The following is a 25,520-nucleotide window of genomic DNA, read 5'->3' on the forward strand; positions in this document are numbered from 1 at the left end:
CTTTCATTCGCGGCAGCGATCACGCGCCTGCGTCAAGGGATTCAAGCGCATGTGACAGGCGCGACACTGCCTCTTGCGCTTCGTTTGCGGTCAAGGTGAGGGGAGGCAGGAGGCGCACCACATTATCCGCGGCAGGCACGCTGAGCATCAATTGCGTTTGCGCGGCGCGCACAAGATCAAGGTTGCTGATTTTGCACTTCAGACCGAGCATCAGACCCTTGCCGCGCACCTCCTCGAGATGGTTGGGGAATTGTGCGATCAAACCCTCCAAGCCCTGACGCAACACACCGCTGACCCGCGAGACATGATCAAAAAATCCATCTTCTAGCATGGCCTCCATAACTGCGGTGCCAACCGCACAGGCCAAAGGATTGCCGCCATAGGTTGACCCGTGGCTGCCTGCAACCATGCCGCTGCCCGCGTCTTCGGTGGCGAGAACCGCACCCAGTGGAAAGCCGCCGCCAATGCCCTTGGCGACCATCATGATGTCAGGGGTTACGCCTGCCCATTCATGGGCGAACAGCCGCCCCGTGCGGCCCATGCCACATTGCACTTCATCAAAGATCAGCACCGTGCCTGTCTTGTCGCACAGATCACGCAGACCTTTTAGGCATTGCTCAGGCACGGGACGAATCCCGCCTTCGCCTTGGATGGGCTCGATGATGACGGCGCAGGTTTGATCTGTGATGGCCGCTTCAAGCGCGGCGTGGTCGCCCCATTTCAAATGCGTGAAATTTGGCATTAACGGGCCAAAGCCCTTGACCATCTTCTCAGACCCTGCCGCTGCAATTGCACCGGTTGAGCGGCCGTGAAACGCGCCCTCAAAGGCGACAATCTCGACACGATGCGCCGCGCCTTTTTCAGCATGATATTTGCGCGCCATCTTGATCGCCAACTCGGCGCTCTCGGTGCCTGAATTTGTGAAAAAGACCCGATCTGCGAATGTATGTTCGGTCAACAGATCACCAAGCCGCTCCTGTTCAGGGATCGTGTAGAGATTGGAGACGTGCCACAGTTTGTGTGCTTGGTCGCTGAGCGCCTGCACCAATTTGGGATGGGCATGACCAAGCGCGTTGACCGCAATGCCCGCCGTCATGTCCAAAAATCGGCGACCATCTGCCTCGACCAGCCAAGCGCCTTCACCCTTCATGAAGGAAAGCGGGGTACGGTTATAGGTTGGAAGAATCGAGGAAGTCATCGCTCGGAAATCCTTGTGGTTGACCGCGTCATCAGCGGTTTTGTGAAAGTCGGGATTGAACAGAGGAAAAAGCTGCTGCGCAAGGGCAGCGGGACAAAAAACGCACCATATCCCACACCAGAAGCGGCGGGGAGGGCCAAGGCCTTAGCGTCGGCGGCGCTTTTGCGCGATAGGATGCGGTTTTGTTGCCATAGGCTGCGGCATAAAGTGTTTTCTGCCAACAGGCCAGAGAAAAAACGGCGCCCATCTGAGGGCGCCGTTTTTATGCTTTACGCAACTTGTGCCAAGGCTTGTTTCGGGGCCACGCCAAGGGCGGCGCAAATGTCGCGCGTCAATTCAGGCGTGTTGAGCGTGTAGAAATGCAAATCCTCAACGCCGCCTTCGATCAAATCGGTGCAAAGTTCGGTGCACAGGGCGGTCGACAGCAGCGTTTCGCGATCATCGCGGATCGCCTTTTCATAGGCCTCATCCACCCAAGCGGGGATATGCGCGCCGCAGGCCGATGCAAATCGGCGCACGCGTGTCCAATTGTTGACGGGCAAAATTCCAGGAATAATCGGTGCAGTGATACCCGCATCCGCACAAGCATCGCGAAAGCGGAAAAACGTATCAGCTTCAAAGAAAAACTGTGTGATTGCGGAATTTGCACCCGCATCAACCTTGCGCTTCAGGAACTCGACACAGGCATCTAGGTTTTCTGCCTCTGGATGCGGGTCAGGATAAGCGCCCACACGTAGGTGGAATTTGCCCGTTTTGGCCAAGGCCTCAACCAATTCGACCGAACTTGCAAATCCCTCTGGATGGGGGGTGAATTTGCCCGCACCTTTCGGTGGGTCGCCGCGCAATGCCACGATCTCGGTCACGCCCGCCTCAGCATAGCTGTCCGCAATGGCCAATGTTTCTTCGCGGGTTGCGTTCACACAAGTCAGATGCGCCGCAACCGCAACGCCATAATTTGCGTGGATTGTTTTCACAGCATCATGGGTCAAATCCCGCGTTGTGCCGCCTGCGCCATAGGTCACAGAGACAAACTCGGGCGAGAGCGGGGCCAACTTGCCCAATGTGTCCCACAGGCGGAAGGAGGCCTCAATCGACTGAGGTGGGAAGAATTCGAATGAAATGCGCGGTGTGGACATGGTGATTCTGAAATCCTTGAATTGCTTGAGATCTTGTCGCATAGAGTTGTTCAGTGAAGCAAATTCATAAAATTCATCATCAACATGAGGTTGATATGCATATCGAGTTCCGTCACCTGCGCACGATCAAAGCGATCCATGAATGCGGTGGCCTCGCCAAAGCGGCGGATCAGTTGCACATCACGCAAAGTGCCTTGAGCCATCAGATCAAGGGGCTTGAGGATCAAGCGGGGTTGGAACTATTTGTGCGCCGCTCCAAACCCATGCGGCTTTCTGCGGCGGGGATGAAGCTATTGCGTTTGGCTGAAGAAGTTTTGCCACGCATCGAGGCCTTGGAAGATGAGTTTTCAGGCCTTCGGTCTGGCAAAGCGGGGCGGTTGCACATCGCGATTGAATGCCACGCTTGTTTTGACTGGCTTTTGCCCGTGCTTGAGGCTTTCCGCACCGCATGGCCAGAGGTTGATGTCGATATTCGCCCCGGTTTGCAATTCGAGGCCCTGCCTGCCCTTCTGCGCGAGGAGGTGGATTTGGTTGTCTCCTCTGATCCAGAAGATTTGGATGGGGTCGATTTTACCCCGCTCTTTGATTATGAGCCTGTTTTCATCTGCTCTAAGGATCATCCGCTTGCACAAAAGGATTTCATCAGCGCCGAGGATTTCGCGCATGAAACCTTGATCACATACCCCGTAGATCGCGCGCGGTTGGATGTATTTACCGAAGTTTTGATGCCCGCAGGGATTGAGCCAAAAGCAATTCGGCGGGTCGAGCTCTCTGCCGTGATCGTTCTTTTGGTGGCCTCTATGCGCGGGGTGGCGGTTTTGCCTGATTGGGTTGTGCGGGGGCAGGCGTTGCAAAACGCCTCTATTGTCTCGAAACGTCTCAAACAAAGCGGGGTGACCAAACGCCTCTATGGGGCCACGCGTGCCGAAGATACGGCCAAGCCCTTTATGGCCAATGTGCTGCGCCTTGCGCGCACTGAGCCGCCAAAATTACAGCGCCGTGGTTAGCGCGCGCGCAGATTTTGACGAATTCGCGCCCCTGCACCCTTGGCACTTGGCCCCGCGCGGGCTATAGGGCGCGCCTGTTGCTTGGGCGAAACGCCCCCCGAAAGGAATACCGCGATGCAAGGTTCTGCAAATCTCAACGTTATGATCAAAGCTGCCCGTAAAGCGGGGCGCAGCTTGCTGAAAGATTTCCGCGAGGTTGAGAACCTTCAAGTTTCTTCAAAAGGGCCGGGCGATTTCGTAAGCCGTGCGGATCGGGCCGCGGAGGAAATTCTGCGCGAGGAATTGATGGGCGCACGCCCCAATTATGGCTTCTTGGGCGAAGAAGGCGGTGAGATTGCAGGCACTGACCCAACCCGCCGTTGGATTGTTGACCCGCTTGATGGCACGACAAACTATCTGCATGGTTTGCCCCATTGGGCCGTGTCCATCGCGCTTGAGCATAAGGGCGAGGTCGTGTCTGCGGTGGTATATGATCCAAGCCGCGATGAATTGTTTTTTGCCGAAAAAGGTGCGGGCGCGTGGCTTAATGACAGTCAACGCTTGCGCGTCTCCGCCCGCAATCGCTTGATTGAGTCAATCTTTGCAATGGGCGTTCCATTTGGCACGCAGAAATATCTCCCCGCTGTCTTGCGCGATATGGGTCAGCTTTTGCCCGTTTGCGCAGGGGTTCGCCGCTTGGGTGCAGGCTCGCTTGATCTCGCCTATGTGGCGGCGGGGCGCTATGAGGGCTTTTGGGATTACCACCTTAAGCCATGGGATTTTGCCGCAGGTCTGTTGATCGTGCGCGAAGCGGGCGGCTTTGTTGAGCCGATCCGCGAAGGGCAGGATATGATGGTGGATGGCCACATGATTGCCGCCGCTGAGCCGATTTTTGAGGCTTTTGCGAAAATCATCCGCAGCCGCGAGGACAGTTAAACCGCGCGCGCTTTGGGATGAGCGGTTTCGTAAATCTCAACCAATCTTTCGGTGTCAATCGCGGTATAGGCTTGGGTTGTCGATAGGCTTGCATGGCCAAGCAATTCTTGAATGGCGCGCAAATCGCCCCCTGCATTTAGCAGATGGGTTGCAAAGCTGTGCCGCAGCGCGTGCGGTGTCGCGCTTGGGGGCAGGCCAAGCTGCATCCGCGCTTTCTCAACAATCAGTGCAATGATGCGCGGGTTCAGCGCGCCGCCGCGAATGCCGCGAAAAAGCGGCGCATCGGCTGTCAATTCATAAGGGCACAGGTCGGCATAGCGCGCCAATGCGTTGCGTGCAGCGGGCAAGACGGGCAATTCGCGTTCCTTATTGCCCTTGCCGCGCACCCGTAAGACATCGCCTAAGGGGAAGGTCGCCCCGGTGAGAGCCAAAGCCTCACCACGGCGTAAACCGCATCCATAAAGCAGCGTGACAATCGCCAAATCTCGGGCCTGCACCCATGGGCGGTGATCTTCGCTGGCAACTTGGTCAAGCAGGTGGCGTGCATCCCCTTCGCTCAGAGGGCGCGGCAGGCTGCGTTGATAGCGGGGCGCGCGCATAGAGAGCACCACGCTTGCATCAAAGCCATCGTGGTCTGACCACCAATTGTAAAAACTACGCACCGATGACAAGGCGCGCGCCAAAGATCGGGCTGATACACCGCGCGCGCGCATCGCGGCCATATAGGCCCGCATATCGCGCAAGCTGACAGATTTTAGGGCGTTTGGGCCACGGCTATCTGGGTCATGGCGGGCGTGAAATTCAAGAAAATCACGCAAATCCCGCCCGTAGGCCTCGATCGTTGCCTCCGCACGCCCCTCCACCCCGCGCAAATGGGTGATCCATCGCTCGAAAAGATCACGGGTGGCGGGGGCAATCAGCATGGGTTTAGCCCAAATAGGTATGCATCACGCGCTCATAGACGCCTGCAAAAAAAGCCAAGAGGTCAGTCCCTTGGCTTGGGCGGAATTGATGCGGGTCTTCTGCGGCAAAAGCCAGCATCCCAGGAAGCCGATCTGGCCCCATATCCAGACGCACAAGACCTTCGGATTTGATCCATTCTGCGGCCTTGCCAAAAACCTGTTCGGCATGGGGGCTTGCGCCGCGCAATGTAACCTGACGCGAGGGCACATCGCGCCCGCCTGTGAGATAGGCATCAACAAAACCTGCAGGCACGATGGAGAGAACCTCATCAAGACCGCTCAGGTCATCGGGGTCACGTTCTTCGGCCTCATGGCTTTCGAGAACCAATTTTGCGCGATCAACGCGCAGGATTTCAGGCAGGTCTGCGGCTGTAATTTTCAAAAAATCTTCGAAATTCTCGGCCTCTAACACACGCAACACGGCGCGGTGAATTTGATTAGTGCCCGTCAGATTTTCATAGGCCGCCGCGATCACAGAGCGATGCGTGTCCTCTAGGCGTTCAAGGCGGCTTTCCAATCGCTCCATTGCAATGCCGCGCATATCGACCACATTACCGCCCATCAGCCGATCATTGGCCGAGATCAGAACGCGCATTAGGTCGCGATCCTCTAGGATTAATTCAGGGTCTTTGAGAACGCGCTCACGCCAATCTCCGAGCATTTCTGCTTTCTGTGTCACTGTCCTTGCCTCATTCTGCGCGCCCCGCCTTTTGGGGGGCATCTCATTTGTGCCACGGTCTGGTGCCGTGTTGCTTACTCGCTACGCCGTCACCTTACACCAAAGCTTTTCCGATTTCTGCCCTGTTTTTTCGCTTCTGCAAATTATGGGGCGGTGGGGTCTTGGTTTTGGTGCTTTTCATCGCGGCGCTTGCGTGGTTCTTTGCATATATCCCGCTTGACCTTGAATGCAAAAGAGAATGAACGCCAACGCGATGGAAGCTGATTTTTTCACTGAAGGGACGCTTGTTGGTGTGCTGACCGCTGAACCGCTGGATCGCGTGCTGGATTATCGCGCGCCAGAGGGGGGCTGTGAGATCGGTGCCTTTGTCGAAGTGCCGCTTGGCCCGCGCCGCGTGATTGGCGTGGTTTGGGGGCGGGGGCAGGGGGGCTATGACCCTACAAAAATTCGTAAAATCGCGAATGTGGTTGATGTGGCGCCAATGCGCCCTGAAATGCGCCAATTTCTAGAGCGCGCTGCGCAATACACCTTTACGCCCTTGTCAGCGATGCTGCGTTTGGCCACGCGTGCGCCTGCATTGGGGGCTTCGCCTCAAGCGCGCAGGCTCTATACGCGGGGGGCGACCACGCCGGCACGGATGACGGATGCGCGAGCCCGTGTCATGGATGTGATTGACGAATATGGCGGCGCCGCGCTGTCGCAAACCGAATTGGCGCTGGCGGCAGGGGTCAGCAGCGCGGTCATCAAAGGATTGGTCGAACAAGGCGCATTGGCGCAAGTCGAGGCTCCCCGCGATGCGCCTTTCCCCGCTTTGGATCATCACCTTGAGGGCAAGAACCTCAGCCCTGATCAGGCGGATATCTCGCGCCGCTTGCGCCACAAAATTGCGGCAGGCGGCTTTGGGGCCAGTCTACTCAAGGGGGTCACGGGGTCAGGCAAAACTGAAGTCTATCTTGAGGCGGTTGCGGAGGCTTTGGCGAAAGGCCAACAGGCGCTTGTCCTTTTGCCTGAGATTGCCCTTTCTGCCGAATTCCTGACGCGGGTTGAAGCGCGGTTTGGTGCGCGCCCTGCCGAGTGGCATTCAGGGATTACCATGGCCGAACGGCGGCGCGTCTGGAAAATGGTGGGCGAAGGGGCGGCGCAATTGGTGGTAGGCGCGCGCTCTAGCCTGTTCCTGCCGTTCCGAGATTTGGGTTTGGTCGTGGTCGATGAAGAACATGATGCCTCCTACAAGCAGGAAGACGGCGTGTTCTACAATGCCCGCGATATGGCTGTTCTGCGCGGCTCCGTTGCAGGCGCGCAGGTGATCTTGGCATCGGCGACCCCTTCACTTGAGACATGGGCGAATGCGGAGGCGGGCAAATATGAACGCTTTGGTCTGCCCGCGCGGTTTGGCGCGTCTGAATTGCCACAGATGAGCGCGATTGATATGCGCCTTGAGGATGTGCCCTCGGGGCAATGGATTTCACCGAGCTTGGCGCATGAGGTGGCGGCGCGTATTTCAGCAGGTGAGCAAAGCCTGCTGTTCCTTAATCGCCGTGGGTTTGCGCCGATCACCCTATGCCGTGCTTGCGGTGTGCAAATCGCCTGTGATCATTGTGATGCCCGCATGGTTGAACACCGCTTTCAAAAGCGGCTGATTTGCCATCAATGCGGAGAGACGAAAGATATTCCCGAAACCTGCCCCGCCTGTGGCGTTGAGGGGAAGTTGACGGCCTTAGGGCCTGGGGTTGAACGCATTGCCGAAGAGGCGCAAGCCCTGTTTCCACAGGCGCGCGTGGCGATTTTATCATCGGATTTGTTTGGCTCCGCCCGAGCGCTGAAAGCGCAGATTGCCGAGATTGCAGAAGGCGGATGCGATATTATCATCGGCACGCAATTGGTGGCCAAGGGGCATAATTTCCCGAACCTCACCTTGGTTGGGGTGGTGGATGCTGATCTTGGGTTGCACGGCTCTGACCTGCGCGCGGCTGAGCGCAGTTTTCAGCTGATGCACCAAGTTGCGGGCCGCGCAGGGCGCGCTGAAAAAGCAGGGGTCGCCATGATGCAGACCTATCAGCCCGAGCACCCCGTGATCACCGCCATTCTTGCCAATGATGATGAGGGGTTCTGGCGTGCCGAGGCTGCGATGCGCGAAGCGGCCGCGATGCCACCCTATGGCAGGCTCGCGGGGATCGTGATCTCAAGCCCAGATTTGGCCGAATGTTTTGATCTGGGCAATCATCTGGCCCGCCATGATGGTGCGCTGCGCCAGATTCAGGCGCAGGTTTTTGGCCCTGCCCCTGCGCCTGTCGCACGGGTGCGGGGGCGGCATCGTGTGCGCCTTTTGGTCAAGGCCCCAAAAGGCGCGCCCATTCAAGCGGCGCTTGCGCACTGGCTGAACGGATTGAAATATTCCAACAAGCTGCGTCTCTCGGTCGATATTGATCCGCAAAGTTTCTATTGATCTGGCAATTTTTGCGCGGGAACTTCCCTTGGCGCGCAAGCCCCGTTAGAAGGCGAGGGTGATTTGACAAGAAGGATCGCATCCATGAGCGCGCGCGGCACATATCCTGACCCCAAGGCAGGGATCATGCAGATTGCCCTTTATCAGGGCGGATTGAGTGCGCTTCAGGGGCATCAAAACCCGATCAAACTGTCGTCAAACGAAAATCCGTTCGGGCCAAGCCCCAAGGCCCGCGCGGCGATTGAGGCGGCAGCGGCGGATATGCACCGCTACCCTGACACGGGCCACACGGCGCTGCGGGCCGCTATAGGCGCTCTGCACGGGCTTGACCCTGATCGCATCATCTGTGGCGTTGGTTCGGATGAGGTGATCCAGTTTCTGTGCCACGCTTTTGCGGGGCAGGGGGATGAGGTTCTGTTCACCGAGCATGGATTTGCCATGTATCGCATCTGTGCGCTGATGGTTGGCGCCACACCCGTTGAGGTTCCCGAGGCGGATTTTCGTGTCGATATTGATGCCGTGATCGCGGGGATAACGCCACGCACCCGATTGGTGTTTATTGCTAACCCTGCAAACCCAACTGGCACCTTTCTCAGCCATGAGGAATTGACGCGTTTGGCCGATACAATCCCGCCAAATTGTTTGATGGTCATCGATGCGGCCTATGCAGAGTTTGTCGATGGGTATGATGGCGGCGCAAGCCTCGCAACAGAGCGCGACAATGTTGTGATGACCCGCACCTTTTCCAAGCTTTATGGGCTTGGGGGCCTGCGGGTGGGATGGGGCTATGGCGCGAAAGGGTTGATTGAAATTTTAACGCGTTTGCGTCAGCCCTTCAACCTCTCAACCCTTGCGCTTGCAGGGGCAGAGGCGGCGATTGCAGATCAAGAATTTGCCCAAAATTCGGTGCGCATCAACAATGCCGAGCGCGATACCCTGACGCGAGGCTTGCGTGATTTGGGGATCAAAGTGTCAGACAGTGAAGCGAACTTCATCTTGGCCCGTTTCGAGGATGAGGCGACCGCTGACGCGGCTGATGCGTTTTTCAAATCGCGCGGCATTATCGTGCGGGCGCCAAAGTCTTATAAAATCCCGCATGGGCTGCGGATCACCATCGGGCGGCCCGAGGATAATGTTCATGTTCTGGCGGCAATGCGCGCCTTCAGGGGGGCGAAATGAGCCAGCTTTACACCCGTGTTGCCCTAATCGGTCTGGGGCTGATTGCAGGCTCAATGTCGCTTGCGATGCGCCGCGCGGGTCTTGCTGGCGAGGTGGTGGGCTATGCCCGCTCGCCCCAGACGCGGGATGTCGCGCGCGAAATCGGGCTTTGTGATCATATCGCGGATGATCTGGCCAGCGCGGTTGCGGGTGCGGATTTGGTGGTTCTTTGCGTGCCTGTTGGCGCGATGGAGGCTGTAGCGCGCGAAATGGCCCCGCATTTGGCCACAGGTGCCACAATCTCCGATGTGGGATCGGTGAAGCGCGCGGTGATCGATGCGGTCGCCCCGCATTTGCCACGAGGGGTGGATTTCATCCCAGCGCACCCGCTTGCAGGCACCGAACATTCTGGCCCCCGCTCGGGCTTTGCCGAGTTGTTTGATAATCGCTACGTCCTCCTCACCCCAGAGGCAGACAGCAACCCTGATGCGGTGGCGCGATTGCGCGCCCTGTGGGAAGGGTGCGGTGCCAAGGTCGAGGAAATGGACGCAGATCATCACGATCTGGTTCTTGCCGTCACCAGCCACACACCGCATTTGATCGCCTACACGATGGTCGGTGTCGCTGATGATTTGCGCCGCGTGACGGATAGCGAAGTGATCAAATATTCTGCGGCGGGTTTCCGTGATTTCACCCGCATTGCAGCCTCTGATCCGACCATGTGGCGGGATGTTTTCTTGTCCAACAAAGATGCCACCCTAGAGATTTTGGGGCGCTTTACCGAAGAATTATTCGCCTTGCAGCGCGCTATTCGGCGGGGCGATGGGGATCATCTGCACGCCTATTTCACCCGCACCCGCGCCATTCGGCGCGGCATTATTGAGGCGGGGCAGGATACAGATGCGCCTGATTTTGGGCGGATCGCGCGCAAGAAAGATTAACGCAGGATCAAGCGTGGTGCGGGGCCAATGGGGATGGGCCCTGCAAAGACCGCACCCCCGCTAAAGCGTAAGATGATATCTAGGTTTTCGAGCTGGCCTGAGAGCTGCGCAAAAAAACCAAGCCCGCCATCTAGCATTTGATACAAGTCTTGCGAGATGACCCGAGCGCGCAAGGCCATATCTAACATCGCGCGCCAGTTTTCCGCCCTAAGCGCCAGATCACCCTCAGCTATGCCTTGTGCATTCACTGTGACCGCGCCCGAAGCGCGCAAAACCATATCCCCCCAGATGGCAGAGGCTTCGTCAATTTGGATGGCCGTAAATTGCGGGCGGGCCTGTTCAAGCGCGTCCAAATCCCACGGGCGATCAAAGGTCAAAGTGGCATCAAGGCTGGATTGCTCGAAAATCGTAGGCATGACCCCCGCAGGATCAAGCCGCGCGCGCAGGCCTTGGGGGAGAGATAACCCCTCGATTGCGGCATTCAGATCAAAGGTTTGATCCTCATTCTGCAATCGGGTGAATGTGATCGTGGCCGCGTCTAAACTGGCTTGCCAAGCAGCGTCATTCGCGCGCTGAAGGGTGAGATCGCGCAACTGGGTCGCCGCCCCTGACACTGCCAGATTGCGGGTTGGTTCAAGCTGCAAATTGGACTGAAACTGCGCCGAAGCGATATCGAAACGTGCTTCGGGCGTGGCAAAAACATGGGCGCTTGGCCATGTAACGGATATGTCCCCTGCAGACAGCAAGGCCTGATTAATCAAGATTGCTGGGCCTGACCAAAGCCACCCTGTTTCAGGGTCAGCCAGTTCCAAATTCGGGATTGTGGCATTTAGGCTGAGGGGAAAGCCCTTCACCTCAATCGGATCATGTGAGACAAGCCACCCATCGGCTTGGCGTGCTTCGAACCATGCTGCGAGGGTCGATTTGCTTGCTGCGGCAAGCCCAAACCAAACCCCACTGGCCAACAGGCAAAGGGCCGCGATGATGATAAGAACCTTTTTCATGCGCCATTCCTTAACGCTGCGCGTCAGGACTGCCAAGCGCCAAAGCGAGGCGGCATCTCATGTCTGAGGCACGGTTTGAACCTCTCTGGGTCTTTGGCTATGGCAGCCTAATCTGGAACCCGGGCTTTCCTGTGGCGCAGACCGCGCATGCGCGGCTTATCGGATGGCGGCGGTCGTTTTGCATGTCCTCTATTCACCACCGCGGCACGCCCGAGGCACCAGGGTTGGTTTTGGCCTTGGATCAGGCCGAAAATGCCCATTGTGACGGGGTAGCGTTTCGCGTGACTGATGGTCATGAAAGCGCAACCTTGGAATATTTGCGCGAGCGTGAGTTGGTCAGCTCTGCCTATCTTGAGACGCGCCAAACGGTGCATCTGTCAGCGGGTGGGACGCTTGAGAATGTGCTGACTTTTGTCATTGACCCTGACCATTGCCAATATCGCGGCGATCTTGACCTTGAGACCCAAGCCCAGATTATCGCGCGCGCTGTGGGTGGGCGGGGGCCGAACGATGAATATCTGATCAACACAGCCGAGCATTTGCACCAAATTGGCGTTCCTGATACTGATTTACTGTGGCTACAAGCACGCGTTGCCGAGATAAAAGCAGAGATAAAACCATCGTGATTTTGTGTCCCCCTGTTGGCAGAGCCATTGAAGGGCGGTAGGTTGGTTCCAAGCAATGACATGGGGCAGGAGAGTTTTTGATGAGCGGCAGCAACAGAAGCGGGGCGCAGTCTAGTTTCACACGCCCCACCCGCCAGATTTTCCTGATGATGATCATATGCGGCTTGGTCGCGGCAGGTGGCGCAGTGGTTTATCCTATGGTGCTGCCTGTTTTCCTCTCTAACCCCTATCTCAATGGCACCATAGGCGTGGTGTTCTTGGTCGGCGTGATGGCCTGTTTCTGGCAGGTGCTGCAGTTATTTTCTTCGGTGCGCTGGATCGAGCGTGCGGCACAGCAAGGCCTTACAGATCAACGGCGCCCCGAACTTTTGGCGCCTTTAGCCGCCGCTTTGCAAGGGCGTGGCGCACGGATGCAGCTGTCGACTATGACTACCCGTTCCGTATTGGATTCCGTCGGCGCGCGGATGGAGGAAAGCCGTGACATCACCCGCTATTTGGCGAATTTGTTGATTTTCCTCGGCCTTTTGGGCACATTTTTTGGATTGGCCACAACAGTGCCTGCAGTAGTGGATACAATTCGCGGCCTACAGCCAAGCGCCGATGAAGATGGGCTCGCGGTATTCTCGCGGCTGATGACGGGGCTTGAAAGTCAGTTGGGGGGGATGGGCACGGCCTTCGCCTCCTCGCTTTTGGGGCTTGCCGGCTCTTTGGTCGTGGGGCTTTTGGAACTTTTCGCAGGACATGGTCAGAACCGTTTTTACCGAGAAATGGAAGAATGGCTCTCCTCCATCACGCGAATGAGCTTTTCCTCGTCTGATGCCGATGGAGATGGCGGCGGCGTGGATCGTGCGGCCGTGGCCACAGTCTTGGATCACATGGTTGACCAGATCGACAGCCTTCAGGCGATGTTCGCGCAATCCAACGTCCGTCAGGCTGAACTTCAAGCGCGGATGGTAGAGATGACCAGCGCGGTTGTGGCTTTGGCCGAGCGGATGACCCCTCAATCGCAAGAGATCGCAGCACGTCAGGCTCATGCGCAGGAACAACTGGTTGAGCGATTGGAGCTTCTGGGCCATCTGGGCGGATTTGACGATGAAGCCCGCGCGCGAATGCGGTCAATTGACATCCAGCTTGTGCAAATTTTTGAACAAATGGCGGCGCGGGCAAAGCAGTCGTCTGGTGACGATAGCGAAGTACGTGCGCTGCGCCGTGAGATGGCCGCGCTGACGGCCGCTATTCGCCGTGTGACTGAGGCGGATGAAAACGGGCAAGGACAAGCCTGATGGCGTTTCACCGCAGAACGGGAAATCGGTTTTCCGCCGCGATTTGGCCGGGTTTTGTGGATGCTATCACCGCATTGCTGATGGTGATGATTTTTGTGCTGACTATTTTCATGGTGGTGCAGTTTGTTCTGAGTGATCGGATTGCCATGCAGGACGATGAGCTTGATGCGTTGAGTGATCAGATTGCCACTCAGGACAATGAGCTGGATGCTCTTAACGCAGAATTGAATGCGCTCAGTGATGCTCTTGGGTTAGAACAGGCCCGCTCTAGCGATCTTGAAACGCGCCTTGCCACATTGGGCGGCCAGTTGTCCGACGCACAGGCAAGCATCGCCTCCTTCGAGGAGCAGGTGGCAAGTCTCTTGGCGCGCCAGGCTGATTTGCGCGCTCAAGTGGATAGCACGCGCGCTGAACTTGCAGAAACACTCTCCCGCGAGGAGGCGTTGAACCTTGCGCTTGCGCAAGCGCGCAGCGAGATTGACAGCGCCGCTGAGGCCGCGCGCCTAGCAGCTGCGCGGCGCGAGGCGCTTGAGGCGCTGTTGGCAGATTTGCGCAGTGAGAACAGCGACCTGCAAACCCAGCTATCAGACGAAGAAGCCGCGCGCTTGGCTGATGCTGCGGCAGCCGAAGCCCTGCGCGAGAGATTGGCCAATTCTGACGCGGAATTGACTGCCCTGACCCTTGTATTGGAGGAGGAGCGGGCAAGGGCAGAGGAAACGCTGACCCTATTGGCTGCGGCGCGTGCGGCGCAAGAAAACCTACCCGCAGTTGAAGATTTGCAATCACAACTGTCTGAGCGAGAGGCCCTTTTAGCGGTCGCCAATGCCGAGCTTGCCACGGCGCAGGCGCAATCGACCGAAGCGCAGCGGCGTGTGGTTGTTCTAAATGAGCAGCTTGCAGCCCTGCGCGCGCAACTCGCCGCACTTGAAAATATCTTGGACGAATCCGAGGCGCGCGATGAGGAAGCACAGGTGCAAATTGACGCGCTCGGAACGCGATTGAACACGGCTCTCGCCCAAGTCGCGGCCGAGCAGCGCGCGCGAGCTGATCTAGAAGCAGCAGAAGCACAGCGTTTGGAACGCTACAGATCCGATTTCTTTGGTCGCCTAAGAGAGGTGCTTGAGGGGCGTGATGGCGTGCGGATCGTGGGCGATCGTTTTGTGTTTTCCTCTGAAGTCTTGTTCGAGAGCGCCCGCGCTGATTTGAGCCCTGAGGGGCGCGCACAGATTGCCAATGTGGCTGAATTGCTGCTGCAGGTTTCCGATGAAGTTCCTGATGGTATCGATTGGATCATTCGTGTCGATGGGCATACCGATAATGTGCCGCTGTCGGCCAATGCGGAATTTTCGAACAACTGGGAATTGTCGCAGGCGCGCGCATTATCCGTGGTTATCTATATGAACGAAGAATTGGGCATTCCTGCTGAAAGACTGGCCGCCACAGGGTTTGGTGAATTCCACCCTGTGGCCGAAGGGGACAGCGCCGCAGCGCGTGCGCAAAACCGCAGGATTGAACTTAAGTTGACCGAGCGTTAGCGCAGTTCGATTTCTGCTGGGCGTATTGAGATAAGTTTACCTTCGGGGATCAGTCGGATTCCTCAGATGCATCGTCCCGTTTCCCGCTTGGTGCGTGAAGGCCAGAGGCACGAAAACACTGTGCTTGGGCGCTCTGTAATGCGCCTCTGGTCATTCTGCTGTTAGCAGCGGCGGCTTTTTCGAACTGATCCGCGGTGGCGCACCGTTTTCAATGCGCAGGTCGATTTTGCCGTCTTTGACACCGACCTTCACATTGCCACCCTTGGCGAGTTTGCCAAACAGCAATTCCTCGGCCAGTGGCTTTTTGATTTGTTCTTGGATCACACGGCCCAAGGGGCGCGCGCCCATACGATCATCATAGCCCAAATCGGCCAAAAGTTCAGCCGCGGGTTTGGTCAGCTCGATCGTCACATTGCGATCAAGCAGCTGCGCCTCAAGTTGCAGCACGAATTTCTCAACCACCTGCAGGATTACATCTTTTGGCAGCGCGCCGAAACTGATCACCGCATCCAAACGGTTGCGGAATTCAGGTGTGAAGGTGCGCTCAATTGCGGCGGTATCCTCACCTTCGCGGCGGTCGCGACCAAATCCAATGGCCGCCTTCGCCTGTTCGGCTGCGCCCGCGTTTGAGGTCATGATCAAGACAACATTACGGAAATCGACCGAGCGGCCATTGTGATCTGTCAACGTGCCGTGATCCATCACTTGAAGAAGGATATTGAAAACATCAGGATGCGCCTTTTCGATTTCGTCCAGCAGCAACACGCAATGTGGATGCTGATCCACGCCATCGGTCAAAAGCCCACCTTGATCGAACCCGACATAGCCTGGAGGGGCGCCAATCAGGCGAGATACTGCGTGTTTTTCCATGTATTCGGACATGTCAAAACGCAGCAACTCGACCCCAAGGGTATCGGCCAATTGCTTAGCCACTTCGGTTTTGCCAACACCTGTTGGCCCCGCGAAGAGATAGTTCCCAATGGGCTTTTCTGGTTCCCGCAGACCCGCGCGCGCCAACTTGATCGCAGATGCCAAGGCCTCGATCGCTCTGTCTTGGCCGAACACCACGCGCTTGAGCGTTTTTTCCAAATCGCGCAGTACCTCTGCATCGTCTTTTGAGACGTTCTTTGGTGGTATGCGCGCGATTTTTGCGACCACGGCTTCGATTTCCTTCGGGCTAATGGTCTTGCGCCTCTTGCTATCTGGCAGCAGGTGCTGTGCCGCGCCTGCCTCGTCAATAACGTCGATCGCTTTGTCGGGCAATTTGCGGTCGTTGATATAACGCGCCGCCAGTTCAACCGCGGTGCGGATCGCATCGGCGGTGTATTTCACATCATGGTGGCTTTCGAAATAAGGCTTCAGCCCGCGCAAAATTTTCACCGAATCCTCAACGGATGGTTCATTGACGTCAATCTTCTGGAAGCGGCGCGAGAGCGCGCGGTCTTTTTCAAAATGTTGACGGAACTCTTTATAGGTTGTCGATCCCATGCAGCGCAATTTGCCGCCCTGCAACGCGGGCTTAAGCAGGTTTGAGGCATCCATGGCCCCACCCGATGTCGCACCCGCCCCGATGACAGTATGAATTTCATCGATGAAAAGAACCGCGTCAGGATGGTCTTCCAATTCGTTGACCACGGCCTTCAGCCGTTCTTCAAAGTCACCGCGATAGCGTGTGCCTGCCAAAAGCGCGCCCATGTCGAGCGAATAAATGGTGGATTTCGCCAAAACCTCAGGCGTTTCGCCCTCGACAATCTTTTTCGCCAGACCTTCGGCAATGGCGGTTTTGCCAACACCAGGATCACCGACCAAGAGCGGGTTGTTCTTGCGGCGGCGGCACAGCACTTGAATGCAGCGTTCCACCTCATCATGGCGACCTATCAGCGGGTCAACATCGCCATCATGCGCCTTTTTGTTCAGATCAACGCAATATTTGGCAAGGGCGGATTCCTTGGCATCACTACCCTCAGGCGGATTGCCACTTGTTTCAACGCCCTCGTCCATCGGATCAGTCGCGCCTGAAACAGGGCGGCTTTCCCCAAAAGACGGATCTTTCGCCACGCCATGGGCGATGAAATTCACCGCGTCATAGCGGGTCATATCCTGCTCTTGCAGGAAATAGGCGGCGTTTGACTCGCGCTCTGCGAAAATCGCGACAAGGACGTTTGCCCCTGTGACCTCGGTGCGACCCGAGGATTGCACATGGATCGCGGCGCGTTGGATCACCCGCTGGAAGGCTGCGGTCGGCACCGCCTCAGAGCCCTCGATATCTGTCTCAAGCGTGGCCAATTCTTCGTCAATGAAGGTGATCAGCGTCTCGCGCAGGGCATCAATATCCACGCTACAGGCGCGCATAACTTTGGCCGCGTCAGGCTCGTCCAACAGCGCCAGAAGAAGATGTTCCAATGTTGCCAATTCATGCTTGCGCGCATTCGCCTGCGCCAAAGCCGCATGGATGGCCTGCTCTAGGGTATTTGAAAACGACGGCACGATAAGTGCTCCTTTCGTTGCGGCCAGAGGCGCAAGCGGGTTCGGCCCGCCTCCACTGAGTCTAGCCATAGCCTCATGGTATTAAGCTTCGGTTTTATTTTGCCAGTTTCAAGCTAAACTTGAAAAAAAACCTGTGATCGGCGCAAATTTGCGTGAAAATCCATCAGAAGTGATCTTTGCGCTGCCTGATCTCGGCAAAGCATTCTGCGTCACTGGCATCTGTCATCCCCAAATGTGCTTTGATTTGGGGGTCATTGGCGCGCAGGAACGGGTTTGTGTCCAATTCCATGCCAAGGCTGCTTGGCACTGTTGGCAAGCCTTTTGCGCGCGCCTCGTCAATGCGGGAAGCGCGAGCTTGGAGCGCCTCGTTTTCAGGGTCGATGGTCAAGGCAAACCGCGCATTTGATTGCGTGTATTCGTGACCCGAACAGACAAGCGTATCACGCGGAAGTGCGGTCAGTTTTGACAGGCTTTGCCACATCTGCGCGGGTGTGCCCTCAAACAGGCGACCACAGCCAAGCGCCATCAGGCTGTCAGCGGTAAAGATCACGCCCGACTGTGGGAAATGAACGGCGATGTGCCCCACAGTATGGCCAGACACATCGTAAACCGTGCCACGCAAGGCCCCGATTTCCATGACATCGCCTTCGTGCAGCGCGTGGTCAAGCGCGGGCAGCCTGTGGGCATCTGCGGCTGCCCCCCAAACGCGAATTGGGCTGTTGGTCGCCGCATGCAGATCGGGCAACCCGTCCACGTGATCCCAATGGTGGTGGGTTAAGAGAACGTCCGTAATCACCCATCCGCGCCGCGCACATTCGGCAACAATGGGCGCGGCTTCTGGCACGTCTACGATCAAGGTCTGACCTGTTTCGCGCAGATGCAACGCAAAGGCGTAATTGTCCTTGAGGCAGGGGATTGTCACAATTTCAGTGGCGGGTGCGGCGGTGGTCATGGCAATCTCCTCAGCTTCGTGGCACATATGGCCTAAGACAATCGCAGCGGACTGGCTTTTGCAATGCATCTTGATGTCGTTGATTTGCGTCAATTTTACTATCGCACCCGATTGGGGCGAATTGCGCAAAAGGCTGTGCGCGATGCGATGTTGTCACTTTGGCCTAACGCAAGTGGGCAGACTGTGGTGGGCTTTGGCTTTGCCGTTCCGCTTTTGCGCCCGTATCTCGATCAATCGCGCCGCGTGATTGGCTTGATGCCGCAAGGGCAGGGGGTAATGCCTTGGCCTGCTGGGATGTCGAATGTTGCGGCCCTGTGCGAAGATGCGCGGTGGCCTTTGTCTGAAGGGATGGCAGATCGCTTGGTGATGCTGCATGGGCTTGAGACAAGCGATGATCCTGCGGCGCTCTTGGACGAAGCCGCGCGCGCGCTTGGGGCAGGGGGGCGGGCCTTGTTCATTGTGCCAAATCGCGGAGGCTTGTGGGCGCGCAGCGATGCCACGCCCTTTGGCTATGGGCGGCCCTACAGCCTCAGCCAGCTTGAGGCACAATTGCGCCACCATGGCTTTGTGCCAGAACGTCACCGTGCCGCACTTTTTGCGCCACCAAGCCATGCGCGGTTCTGGCTTAGGTCTGCCGATATGATGGAACGCGCGGGGCGCTGGATGAGTTCGCACTACGCAGGCGGTGTGATCATGGTTGAAGCGAGTAAGCAGGTCTTTGCCCCTACAAAACGGGGTCGCACCGCACGCATGCGCAATCCCTTGCGTATCCTTGATGGGGTTCCAAGCCCTGCAACAGGCCGCGTTTGCCGCCAAAAAGGCGCCTCTATTTCGCAGATGCAGAATCGCTAAGGCTGGCCAAAAGAGGCCAACTCGGGATGTTTGCGCCTAAATTAGGGCCAAAATCGTCTCCCTGCGCGCGATTTTTTTTAGCTTCAAAGCGTCGCATCTGCAGAAAGATTTGGCTAACCTCTGAAAAACAAGGATTTTGTCAAAATCATGTTTGCGCCATCGGCGGTTGCAGCAAATTAAACCCTCTGCTAAACGACCGCCAAATCTGAGGAACGGCGGCACCTTCAAGTCGCGAAGAACGAACTGCTCGGGCGTGATCCTCACGCTGCCCGAGCCAAATTGTTGAAAGGGTGGACGTGTCCGAATCGGCTTCGATCTCAACCGGCATCGCTGCGCGCTACGCGACCGCGATGTTCGACCTAGCCACCGAGGCGGCAGCGATTGATGCGCTGGCCAAAGATGTTGACGCGCTCGAAGCCGCATTGGCCGCAAGCGCAGACCTGCGAGATTTGATCTCCTCCCCGATCTACCGCCGTGACGAGTCTCAGGCTGCCGTTGGCGCTGTCGCTAAGGCGATGAAATTGGGTATGATTGCAACCAATACGTTGCAAGTCATGGCGCAAAAGCGCCGTCTTTTCGTTCTGCCGATGGTGCTGCGCGCCGTGCGCGCCCAAATCGCAGAAAGCCGTGGCGAGATGACCGCAGAGGTCGTATCTGCCAAGGCCCTGACCAAAACCCAAGCGGATAAACTGGCAAAAGCCCTGTCAGCCTCCGTGGGCAAGAAAATTAATTTGAATGCGACCGTTGATGAAAGCCTCATTGGCGGTCTTATCGTAAAGGTTGGCTCGAAGATGATCGATAGCTCGATCCGCTCCAAGCTCAACTCCCTCCAGAACACCATGAAAGAGGTCGGATAATGGCGATCCAAGCTGCAGAGATTTCCGCGATCCTGAAGGAACAGATCAAGAGTTTCGGTCAGGATGCAGAAGTGGCCGAAGTTGGCCGCGTGCTGAGTGTTGGCGATGGGATCGCCCGCGTTCACGGTCTTGATAATGTTCAAGCGGGTGAAATGGTCGAATTCCCAGGTGGAATTATGGGCATGGCCCTCAACCTTGAATCCGACAACGTAGGTGTCGTGATCTTCGGCTCTGACCGTGACATCAAAGAAGGTGACACTGTTAAGCGCACGAATTCGATCGTGGACGTTCCTGCTGGCCCAGAATTGCTTGGCCGCGTTGTAGACGGCTTGGGCAACCCACTTGACGGTAAAGGCCCGATCAAGTCGAAAGAGCGCCGCGTTGCGGACGTCAAAGCGCCTGGCATCATCCCACGTAAATCCGTGCATGAGCCTATGGCAACAGGCCTCAAGGCTGTTGACGCGATGATCCCCATCGGCCGTGGTCAGCGCGAATTGATCATTGGCGACCGTCAGACAGGCAAAACTGCCGTGGCTTTGGACGCGATCCTGAACCAGAAAAGCTATAACGAAGCGGCTGGCAAAGACGAAAGCAAGAAGCTTTACTGCATCTATGTTGCGGTTGGCCAGAAGCGTTCGACTGTTGCGCAGTTGGTTAAGAAGCTCGAAGAGACAGGCGCGATTGAATATTCCATCGTTGTGGCAGCGACAGCTTCTGACCCTGCCCCGATGCAGTTCCTTGCGCCATATTCCGCGACCGCGATGGCCGAGTATTTCCGCGACAACGGCAAGCATGCGCTGATCATCTATGATGACCTGTCCAAGCAAGCTGTTGCTTACCGCCAGATGTCCTTGCTGCTTCGCCGTCCCCCAGGGCGTGAAGCCTATCCTGGTGACGTTTTCTACCTCCACTCTCGTTTGTTGGAGCGTTCGGCGAAGCTGAACGAAGATCTTGGTGCAGGGTCTTTGACCGCTCTGCCCGTGATTGAAACCCAAGGCGGTGACGTTTCGGCGTTTATTCCGACCAACGTGATCTCGATCACAGACGGCCAGATCTTCCTTGAAACCGACTTGTTCTATCAGGGTATTCGCCCTGCTGTGAACACAGGTCTATCCGTGTCTCGCGTGGGCTCTTCGGCCCAAACCAATGCGATGAAATCGGTGGCAGGTTCGGTGAAACTGGAACTGGCGCAGTATCGCGAAATGGCGGCCTTCGCGCAGTTTGGGTCTGACCTTGATGCGGCGACACAGCGTTTGCTGAACCGCGGCGCGCGTCTGACCGAGTTGATGAAGCAGTCACAATATGCACCGCTGACCAACGCAGAAATCGTCTGTGTGATCTTCGCTGGTATCTCTGGCTTCCTCGACAAGATCGCCGTGCGCGAAGTTGGCCGCTTTGAGCAGGGTCTGCTTCAGCATCTGCGTGGGAAGCACAAGGATGTTCTCGATTGGATCACCAATGAAGATCCAAAGATCAAAGGTGATGCAGCCGACCGACTGAAGGCAGTCATCGAAGAATTCGCCGCAGATTTCTCGTAAGGGGACGGGTTTATGCCAAGTCTCAAGGATCTGAAAACACGGATCGAGTCGGTCAAATCGACCCGCAAGATCACCAAGGCCATGCAGATGGTGGCTGCTGCAAAACTGCGCCGTGCGCAGGAAGCCGCCGAAGCTGGGCGGCCTTATGCCGAGAAAATGGCGGCGGTGATTGGCGGGCTGGCCGCTTCGGTCGGTGGGTCGGACAGTGCCCCGCGCCTTTTGGCAGGCACGGGTCAAGACCAGACACATCTGCTCGTTGTCATGACAGCCGAGCGCGGTTTGTGTGGGGGCTTTAACTCCACCATCGCGCGTCTTGCAAAAGCGCGCATTGCCGAGCTGATCGCACAGGGCAAAACTGTGAAGGTTTTGACTGTAGGCAAAAAAGGCCGTGAACAACTGCGCCGCGACTATGCAAACCTTTTGATTGGTCACGTTGACCTCTCCGAAGTGAAGCGCGTGGGTTACGAAAACGCAGCAGCCATCGCAAAGGATGTGATGGCACGCTTTGATGCGGGCGAATTTGATGTCGCCACCATCTTCTACAATCGCTTCCAGTCGGTGATTTCTCAGATCCCAACTGCGCAGCAAATCATCCCTGCTGTTTTTGAAGATGCTGCAGAAGATGTTGGGGCAGAAACGCCCTATGACTACGAACCTTCCGAAGAGGCAATCCTGTCTGATCTGCTGCCCATTGGCGTGACAACGCAGATTTTTACAGCGCTTCTCGAAAATGGGGCCTCGGAGCAAGGGGCGCGTATGTCCGCAATGGATAACGCAACCCGCAACGCAGGCGACATGATCGACAAACTGACGATTGAGTTTAACCGCTCGCGTCAGGCTGTGATCACCAATGAATTGATTGAAATTATCTCGGGCGCGGAAGCGCTCTAAGGAAACCGGAGACACGACATGGCACAAGCAGTCGGCAAAATTACTCAGGTCATCGGCGCTGTCGTTGACGTGCAGTTCGAAGATCACCTACCGGAGATCCTGAACGCGCTTGAGACCGAGAACAATGGCAAGAAACTGATCCTCGAAGTGGCGCAGCACTTGGGTGAAAACACCGTGCGCACCATCGCGATGGACGCAACCGAGGGTTTGGTGCGCGGCGCGAAAGTGACCGATATGGGCGCGCCAATCACCATTCCAGTGGGCAACGCTACATTGGGCCGCATCATGAACGTTGTGGGCGAGCCCATTGACGAAAAAGGCCCCGTGAAAGCGGATGAAACCCGCGCCATTCACCAGCCTGCGCCTGAATTCGCGGAACAGTCCACCGAGTCTGAAATCCTCGTCACAGGTATCAAGGTGATCGACCTTCTCGCGCCTTACGCGAAGGGTGGTAAAATTGGTCTGTTCGGTGGTGCGGGCGTGGGTAAAACCGTTCTCATCATGGAATTGATCAACAACATCGCCAAAGTGCACTCGGGCTTCTCGGTGTTCGCGGGCGTGGGTGAACGCACCCGTGAAGGCAATGACCTTTACCACGAGATGATCGAATCTGGCGTTATCAAGCCAGACGCGTTGAGCGAAAGCCAAGTGGCCTTGGTCTACGGCCAGATGAACGAACCTCCAGGGGCGCGCGCGCGTGTGGCTTTGACGGGTCTGACCTTGGCGGAACAGTTCCGTGACCAGTCGGGCACAGACGTTCTGTTCTTCGTGGACAACATCTTCCGCTTCACGCAAGCGGGTTCTGAGGTGTCGGCGCTTTTGGGCCGTATTCCTTCTGCTGTGGGCTACCAGCCAACCCTTGCGACCGACATGGGCGCGCTGCAGGAGCGGATTACATCGACCAAAGCTGGCTCGATTACTTCGGTTCAAGCGATCTACGTTCCTGCGGACGACTTGACCGACCCTGCACCTGCAACCTCGTTTGCGCACCTTGACGCAACCACGGTTCTCAGCCGTGCGATTTCGGAATTGGGCATCTACCCTGCGGTTGACCCGCTCGACTCGACCTCGCGTCTGCTTGACCCTGCCGTCATTGGTGAGGAGCATTACAACGTGGCTCGTGACGTTCAGGGTATCCTTCAGCGTTACAAATCGCTGCAGGACATCATCGCCATCCTCGGCATGGACGAATTGAGCGAAGAAGATAAGCTGACAGTGTCTCGCGCACGTAAGATCCAGCGTTTCTTGTCGCAGCCATTTGACGTGGCGAAGGTCTTCACTGGCTCTGATGGTATTCAGGTTCCATTGGAAGACACGATTGCCTCCTTTAAGGCGGTTGTTGCAGGCGAATATGACCACCTGCCAGAAGCCGCGTTCTATATGGTGGGCGGTATTGAAGACGTGAAAGCCAAGGCCGAGCGTCTGGCAGCAGAAGCAGCCTGATAGGAGGGCCGAATGGCCGAAGCGTTCAAATTTGACCTCGTCTCTCCCGAGCGCCGCTTGGCCTCGTTAGATGCGACCGAGGTGCAAATCCCTGGTGCAGGGGGTGATATGACGGCGATGGCAAACCACGCGCCTACTATCACCACTTTGCGTCCGGGTTTGCTGCAGGTCATCCATGCGGGCGGTCAGGATGATTACATCGTTCTGGGTGGCTTTGCCGAGATCAGCGCCGATAAGGTCACTGTTCTTGCAGAGCGTGCATTGCCCCGCGCGGAAGTGACTAAAGAACTCTATGCCGAAATGGTGGAAGAGCATCGCAAGGCACATGAGACTGCGAAAGAGACATTCAAAAACGAGCCTGGCCCCGTGGATGACGCGGCCAAGCTTCTGTCTGACATGGTGGCATTGGGCGATCACATCAACCTGTGATCCCCTGTCCGCTTGAGGACGAAATTTAGAAAAGGCGCGCCTATAAAAAAGGCGCGCCTTTTTTCATGGGCGCGCCGTTGAGTGTGTTGTGCCAGGAAGTGGCCGCTTAACGGCCCCACATTCCGTTGGGATACAGCCCTTCATAGATCGGCACGAGGGTTTCCGTCTCAAACAGCGATGAGACGCTTGTGCCATTCCAAATGTTCAAAATTGCCTGTGCAAACATGGGCGCGGTGGGAACGATGCGAATATTGGGGCAGTTTTTGACAGCTTCGGTTGGCTCGATCGTGTCGGTCAAAACTAGGGATTTCATGACCGATTTGCTCACGCGCTCTACCGCAGGGCCAGACATCACGCCGTGGGTGATATAGGCATGCACTTCGGTTGCACCATGTTCAAGTAACACTTCGGCCGCTTTGCACAATGTGCCAGCGGTGTCGCACATATCATCCACGATCAAGCATCGCTTGCCTTCGACATTCCCGATCACGGTCATTTCAGCAACCTCACCTGGCTTTTCGCGGCGCTTGTCCACGATTGCCAAAGGCGCGCCAATACGCGTGGCAAGTTCGCGCGCACGCGCCACGCCGCCAACATCGGGCGAGATCACCATGACATCATCCACCTTGCCCTCAAATTGATGCAAGATATCCAGCGCGAAAATCGGGCTCGCATAGAGGTTGTCCACGGGGATATCGAAAAAGCCTTGGATCTGTGCGGCGTGTAAATCCATGGTCAATACGCGCTCAACGCCGCCTTCGGCAATCAGGTTCGCCACAAGTTTCGCAGAGATTGGCGTGCGCGCCTTGGTGCGGCGGTCTTGGCGGGCATATCCAAAATAGGGGATCACCGCCGTTATACGTGCAGCAGATGAACGGCGCAGCGCGTCAGCGATAATCAACAGCTCCATCAAGTTGTCATTGGCAGGCTTCGATGTGGGCTGGACGATGAACATATCCTCGCCGCGCACGTTCTCGTAAACTTCCACGAAAATTTCTTGGTCGTTGAAACGTTCCACGCGGGCATCCACAAGACCGACTTTCATGCCGCGATGCATCGACATCCGTTTTGCAATCGTCTTGGCCAATTCGCGATTGGCGTTACCAGAAATCAGTTTCGGGTCTGAGGCGCTCATCTTTTCTCAACGTCCTTGATCTGTGCAGGGCGCGCCCCATTTGGCG

General features: G+C 56.8%; 22 protein-coding genes. 14 read left to right on the forward strand and 8 right to left on the reverse strand.

Features of this window, described 5'->3' with window-relative positions:
- Nucleotides 1-19 precede the first annotated feature (19 nt).
- Together AAC636_RS03850 and metF are read right to left on the reverse strand one after the other, a co-directional pair.
- Nucleotides 20-1,198, reverse strand: coding sequence for an aspartate aminotransferase family protein (locus AAC636_RS03850; protein WP_340300468.1), 1,179 nt, complete (start codon nucleotides 1,196-1,198; stop codon nucleotides 20-22).
- A 269-nt stretch (nucleotides 1,199-1,467) separates the two neighbouring features.
- Nucleotides 1,468-2,334 (reverse strand): methylenetetrahydrofolate reductase [NAD(P)H], encoded by an 867-nt coding sequence (gene metF, locus AAC636_RS03855; protein WP_340300469.1) that lies wholly within the window; start codon nucleotides 2,332-2,334, stop codon nucleotides 1,468-1,470.
- Nucleotides 2,335-2,429: 95 nt separating this feature from the next.
- Here metF and AAC636_RS03860 point away from each other — a divergent pair, with 95 nt between their 5' ends.
- A complete protein-coding gene (locus tag AAC636_RS03860) occupies nucleotides 2,430-3,341 on the forward strand; it encodes a LysR family transcriptional regulator (protein WP_340300470.1) in 912 nt (303 codons plus the stop codon).
- A gap of 114 nt (nucleotides 3,342-3,455) precedes the next feature.
- On the forward strand, nucleotides 3,456-4,256 hold the full coding sequence (locus AAC636_RS03865; protein ID WP_340300471.1) for an inositol monophosphatase family protein: 801 nt from the start codon (nucleotides 3,456-3,458) through the stop codon (nucleotides 4,254-4,256).
- Here AAC636_RS03865 and AAC636_RS03870 read toward each other — a convergent pair.
- Both AAC636_RS03870 and AAC636_RS03875 read right to left on the reverse strand, forming a co-directional pair.
- Complete coding sequence (locus AAC636_RS03870; RefSeq protein WP_340300472.1) at nucleotides 4,253-5,179, reverse strand: tyrosine recombinase XerC; 927 nt, start codon at nucleotides 5,177-5,179, stop codon at nucleotides 4,253-4,255. The genes AAC636_RS03865 and AAC636_RS03870 overlap by 4 nt on opposite strands.
- A 4-nt stretch (nucleotides 5,180-5,183) precedes the next feature.
- Nucleotides 5,184-5,897 (reverse strand): DUF484 family protein, encoded by a 714-nt coding sequence (locus tag AAC636_RS03875; RefSeq protein WP_445322536.1) that lies wholly within the window; start codon nucleotides 5,895-5,897, stop codon nucleotides 5,184-5,186.
- 238 nt (nucleotides 5,898-6,135) lie between these two features.
- Here AAC636_RS03875 and AAC636_RS03880 point away from each other — a divergent pair, with 238 nt between their 5' ends.
- The 3 genes from AAC636_RS03880 to AAC636_RS03890 all read left to right on the forward strand — a co-directional run bounded on the left by AAC636_RS03880 (nucleotide 6,136) and on the right by AAC636_RS03890 (nucleotide 10,442).
- Nucleotides 6,136-8,343, forward strand: coding sequence for a primosomal protein N' (locus AAC636_RS03880; RefSeq protein ID WP_445322537.1), 2,208 nt, complete (start codon nucleotides 6,136-6,138; stop codon nucleotides 8,341-8,343).
- An 84-nt stretch (nucleotides 8,344-8,427) separates the two neighbouring features.
- Entirely contained in the window at nucleotides 8,428-9,522 is a 1,095-nt protein-coding gene (gene hisC, locus AAC636_RS03885; RefSeq protein WP_340300473.1) for a histidinol-phosphate transaminase, read from the forward strand.
- Nucleotides 9,519-10,442 carry a prephenate/arogenate dehydrogenase family protein gene (locus tag AAC636_RS03890; RefSeq protein ID WP_340300474.1) on the forward strand — a complete coding sequence of 308 codons (924 nt, stop codon included), beginning with the start codon at nucleotides 9,519-9,521 and terminating at the stop codon, nucleotides 10,440-10,442. Before hisC ends, AAC636_RS03890 begins: the two co-directional genes overlap by 4 nt.
- Here the strand turns inward: AAC636_RS03890 and AAC636_RS03895 are convergent.
- A complete protein-coding gene (locus tag AAC636_RS03895; protein ID WP_340300475.1) occupies nucleotides 10,439-11,446 on the reverse strand; it encodes a DUF2125 domain-containing protein in 1,008 nt (335 codons plus the stop codon). The two genes, AAC636_RS03890 and AAC636_RS03895, sit on opposite strands and share 4 nt — an antisense overlap.
- 59 nt (nucleotides 11,447-11,505) lie before the next feature.
- Here AAC636_RS03895 and AAC636_RS03900 point away from each other — a divergent pair, with 59 nt between their 5' ends.
- The 3 genes from AAC636_RS03900 (at nucleotide 11,506) to AAC636_RS03910 (ending at nucleotide 14,890) form a co-directional block, all read left to right on the forward strand.
- Nucleotides 11,506-12,072, forward strand: coding sequence for a gamma-glutamylcyclotransferase (locus tag AAC636_RS03900; RefSeq protein WP_340300476.1), 567 nt, complete (start codon nucleotides 11,506-11,508; stop codon nucleotides 12,070-12,072).
- 80 nt (nucleotides 12,073-12,152) lie between these two features.
- Complete coding sequence (locus AAC636_RS03905; RefSeq protein ID WP_340252461.1) at nucleotides 12,153-13,355, forward strand: biopolymer transporter ExbB; 1,203 nt, start codon at nucleotides 12,153-12,155, stop codon at nucleotides 13,353-13,355.
- Entirely contained in the window at nucleotides 13,355-14,890 is a 1,536-nt protein-coding gene (locus AAC636_RS03910; protein WP_340300477.1) for a peptidoglycan -binding protein, read from the forward strand. Before AAC636_RS03905 ends, AAC636_RS03910 begins: the two co-directional genes overlap by 1 nt.
- Nucleotides 14,891-15,040: 150 nt before the next feature.
- Here AAC636_RS03910 and clpA read toward each other — a convergent pair whose 3' ends face one another.
- Together clpA and gloB are read right to left on the reverse strand one after the other, a co-directional pair.
- Nucleotides 15,041-17,377 carry an ATP-dependent Clp protease ATP-binding subunit ClpA gene (gene clpA, locus AAC636_RS03915; protein WP_340300478.1) on the reverse strand — a complete coding sequence of 779 codons (2,337 nt, stop codon included), beginning with the start codon at nucleotides 17,375-17,377 and terminating at the stop codon, nucleotides 15,041-15,043.
- Between the two features lie 163 nt (nucleotides 17,378-17,540).
- Nucleotides 17,541-18,329 carry a hydroxyacylglutathione hydrolase gene (gene gloB, locus AAC636_RS03920; RefSeq protein WP_340301083.1) on the reverse strand — a complete coding sequence of 263 codons (789 nt, stop codon included), beginning with the start codon at nucleotides 18,327-18,329 and terminating at the stop codon, nucleotides 17,541-17,543.
- A gap of 63 nt (nucleotides 18,330-18,392) precedes the next feature.
- Between gloB and AAC636_RS03925 the strand changes: the two genes are divergently transcribed.
- From AAC636_RS03925 to AAC636_RS03950, 6 genes are all read left to right on the forward strand, one after another.
- Complete coding sequence (locus tag AAC636_RS03925; RefSeq protein WP_340300479.1) at nucleotides 18,393-19,181, forward strand: methyltransferase domain-containing protein; 789 nt, start codon at nucleotides 18,393-18,395, stop codon at nucleotides 19,179-19,181.
- Between the two features lie 296 nt (nucleotides 19,182-19,477).
- Nucleotides 19,478-20,038: a F0F1 ATP synthase subunit delta gene (locus tag AAC636_RS03930; RefSeq protein WP_340261594.1), complete on the forward strand. Its 561-nt coding sequence runs from the start codon at nucleotides 19,478-19,480 to the stop codon at nucleotides 20,036-20,038.
- A complete protein-coding gene (atpA, locus tag AAC636_RS03935) occupies nucleotides 20,038-21,576 on the forward strand; it encodes a F0F1 ATP synthase subunit alpha (RefSeq protein ID WP_340252453.1) in 1,539 nt (512 codons plus the stop codon). The genes AAC636_RS03930 and atpA overlap by 1 nt, the downstream gene beginning before the upstream one ends.
- Before the next feature lie 12 nt (nucleotides 21,577-21,588).
- The gene (locus AAC636_RS03940; protein ID WP_340297588.1) at nucleotides 21,589-22,467 is read left to right on the forward strand and encodes a F0F1 ATP synthase subunit gamma; all 879 of its coding nucleotides are present in this window, start codon (nucleotides 21,589-21,591) and stop codon (nucleotides 22,465-22,467) included.
- Between the two features lie 18 nt (nucleotides 22,468-22,485).
- The gene (gene atpD / locus AAC636_RS03945; protein WP_317656290.1) at nucleotides 22,486-23,910 is read left to right on the forward strand and encodes a F0F1 ATP synthase subunit beta; all 1,425 of its coding nucleotides are present in this window, start codon (nucleotides 22,486-22,488) and stop codon (nucleotides 23,908-23,910) included.
- Between the two features lie 12 nt (nucleotides 23,911-23,922).
- Nucleotides 23,923-24,339, forward strand: a complete 417-nt coding sequence (locus tag AAC636_RS03950) for a F0F1 ATP synthase subunit epsilon (protein ID WP_340300480.1) — start codon at nucleotides 23,923-23,925, stop codon at nucleotides 24,337-24,339.
- Between the two features lie 106 nt (nucleotides 24,340-24,445).
- Here AAC636_RS03950 and AAC636_RS03955 read toward each other — a convergent pair whose 3' ends face one another.
- Entirely contained in the window at nucleotides 24,446-25,474 is a 1,029-nt protein-coding gene (locus AAC636_RS03955) for a ribose-phosphate pyrophosphokinase (RefSeq protein ID WP_340243405.1), read from the reverse strand.
- Nucleotides 25,475-25,520: the final 46 nt, after the last annotated feature.

The sequence above is a fragment of the Roseobacter sp. HKCCD5988 genome (genome assembly GCF_037830355.1).
Taxonomy (GTDB): Bacteria; Pseudomonadota; Alphaproteobacteria; order Rhodobacterales; family Rhodobacteraceae; genus M30B80.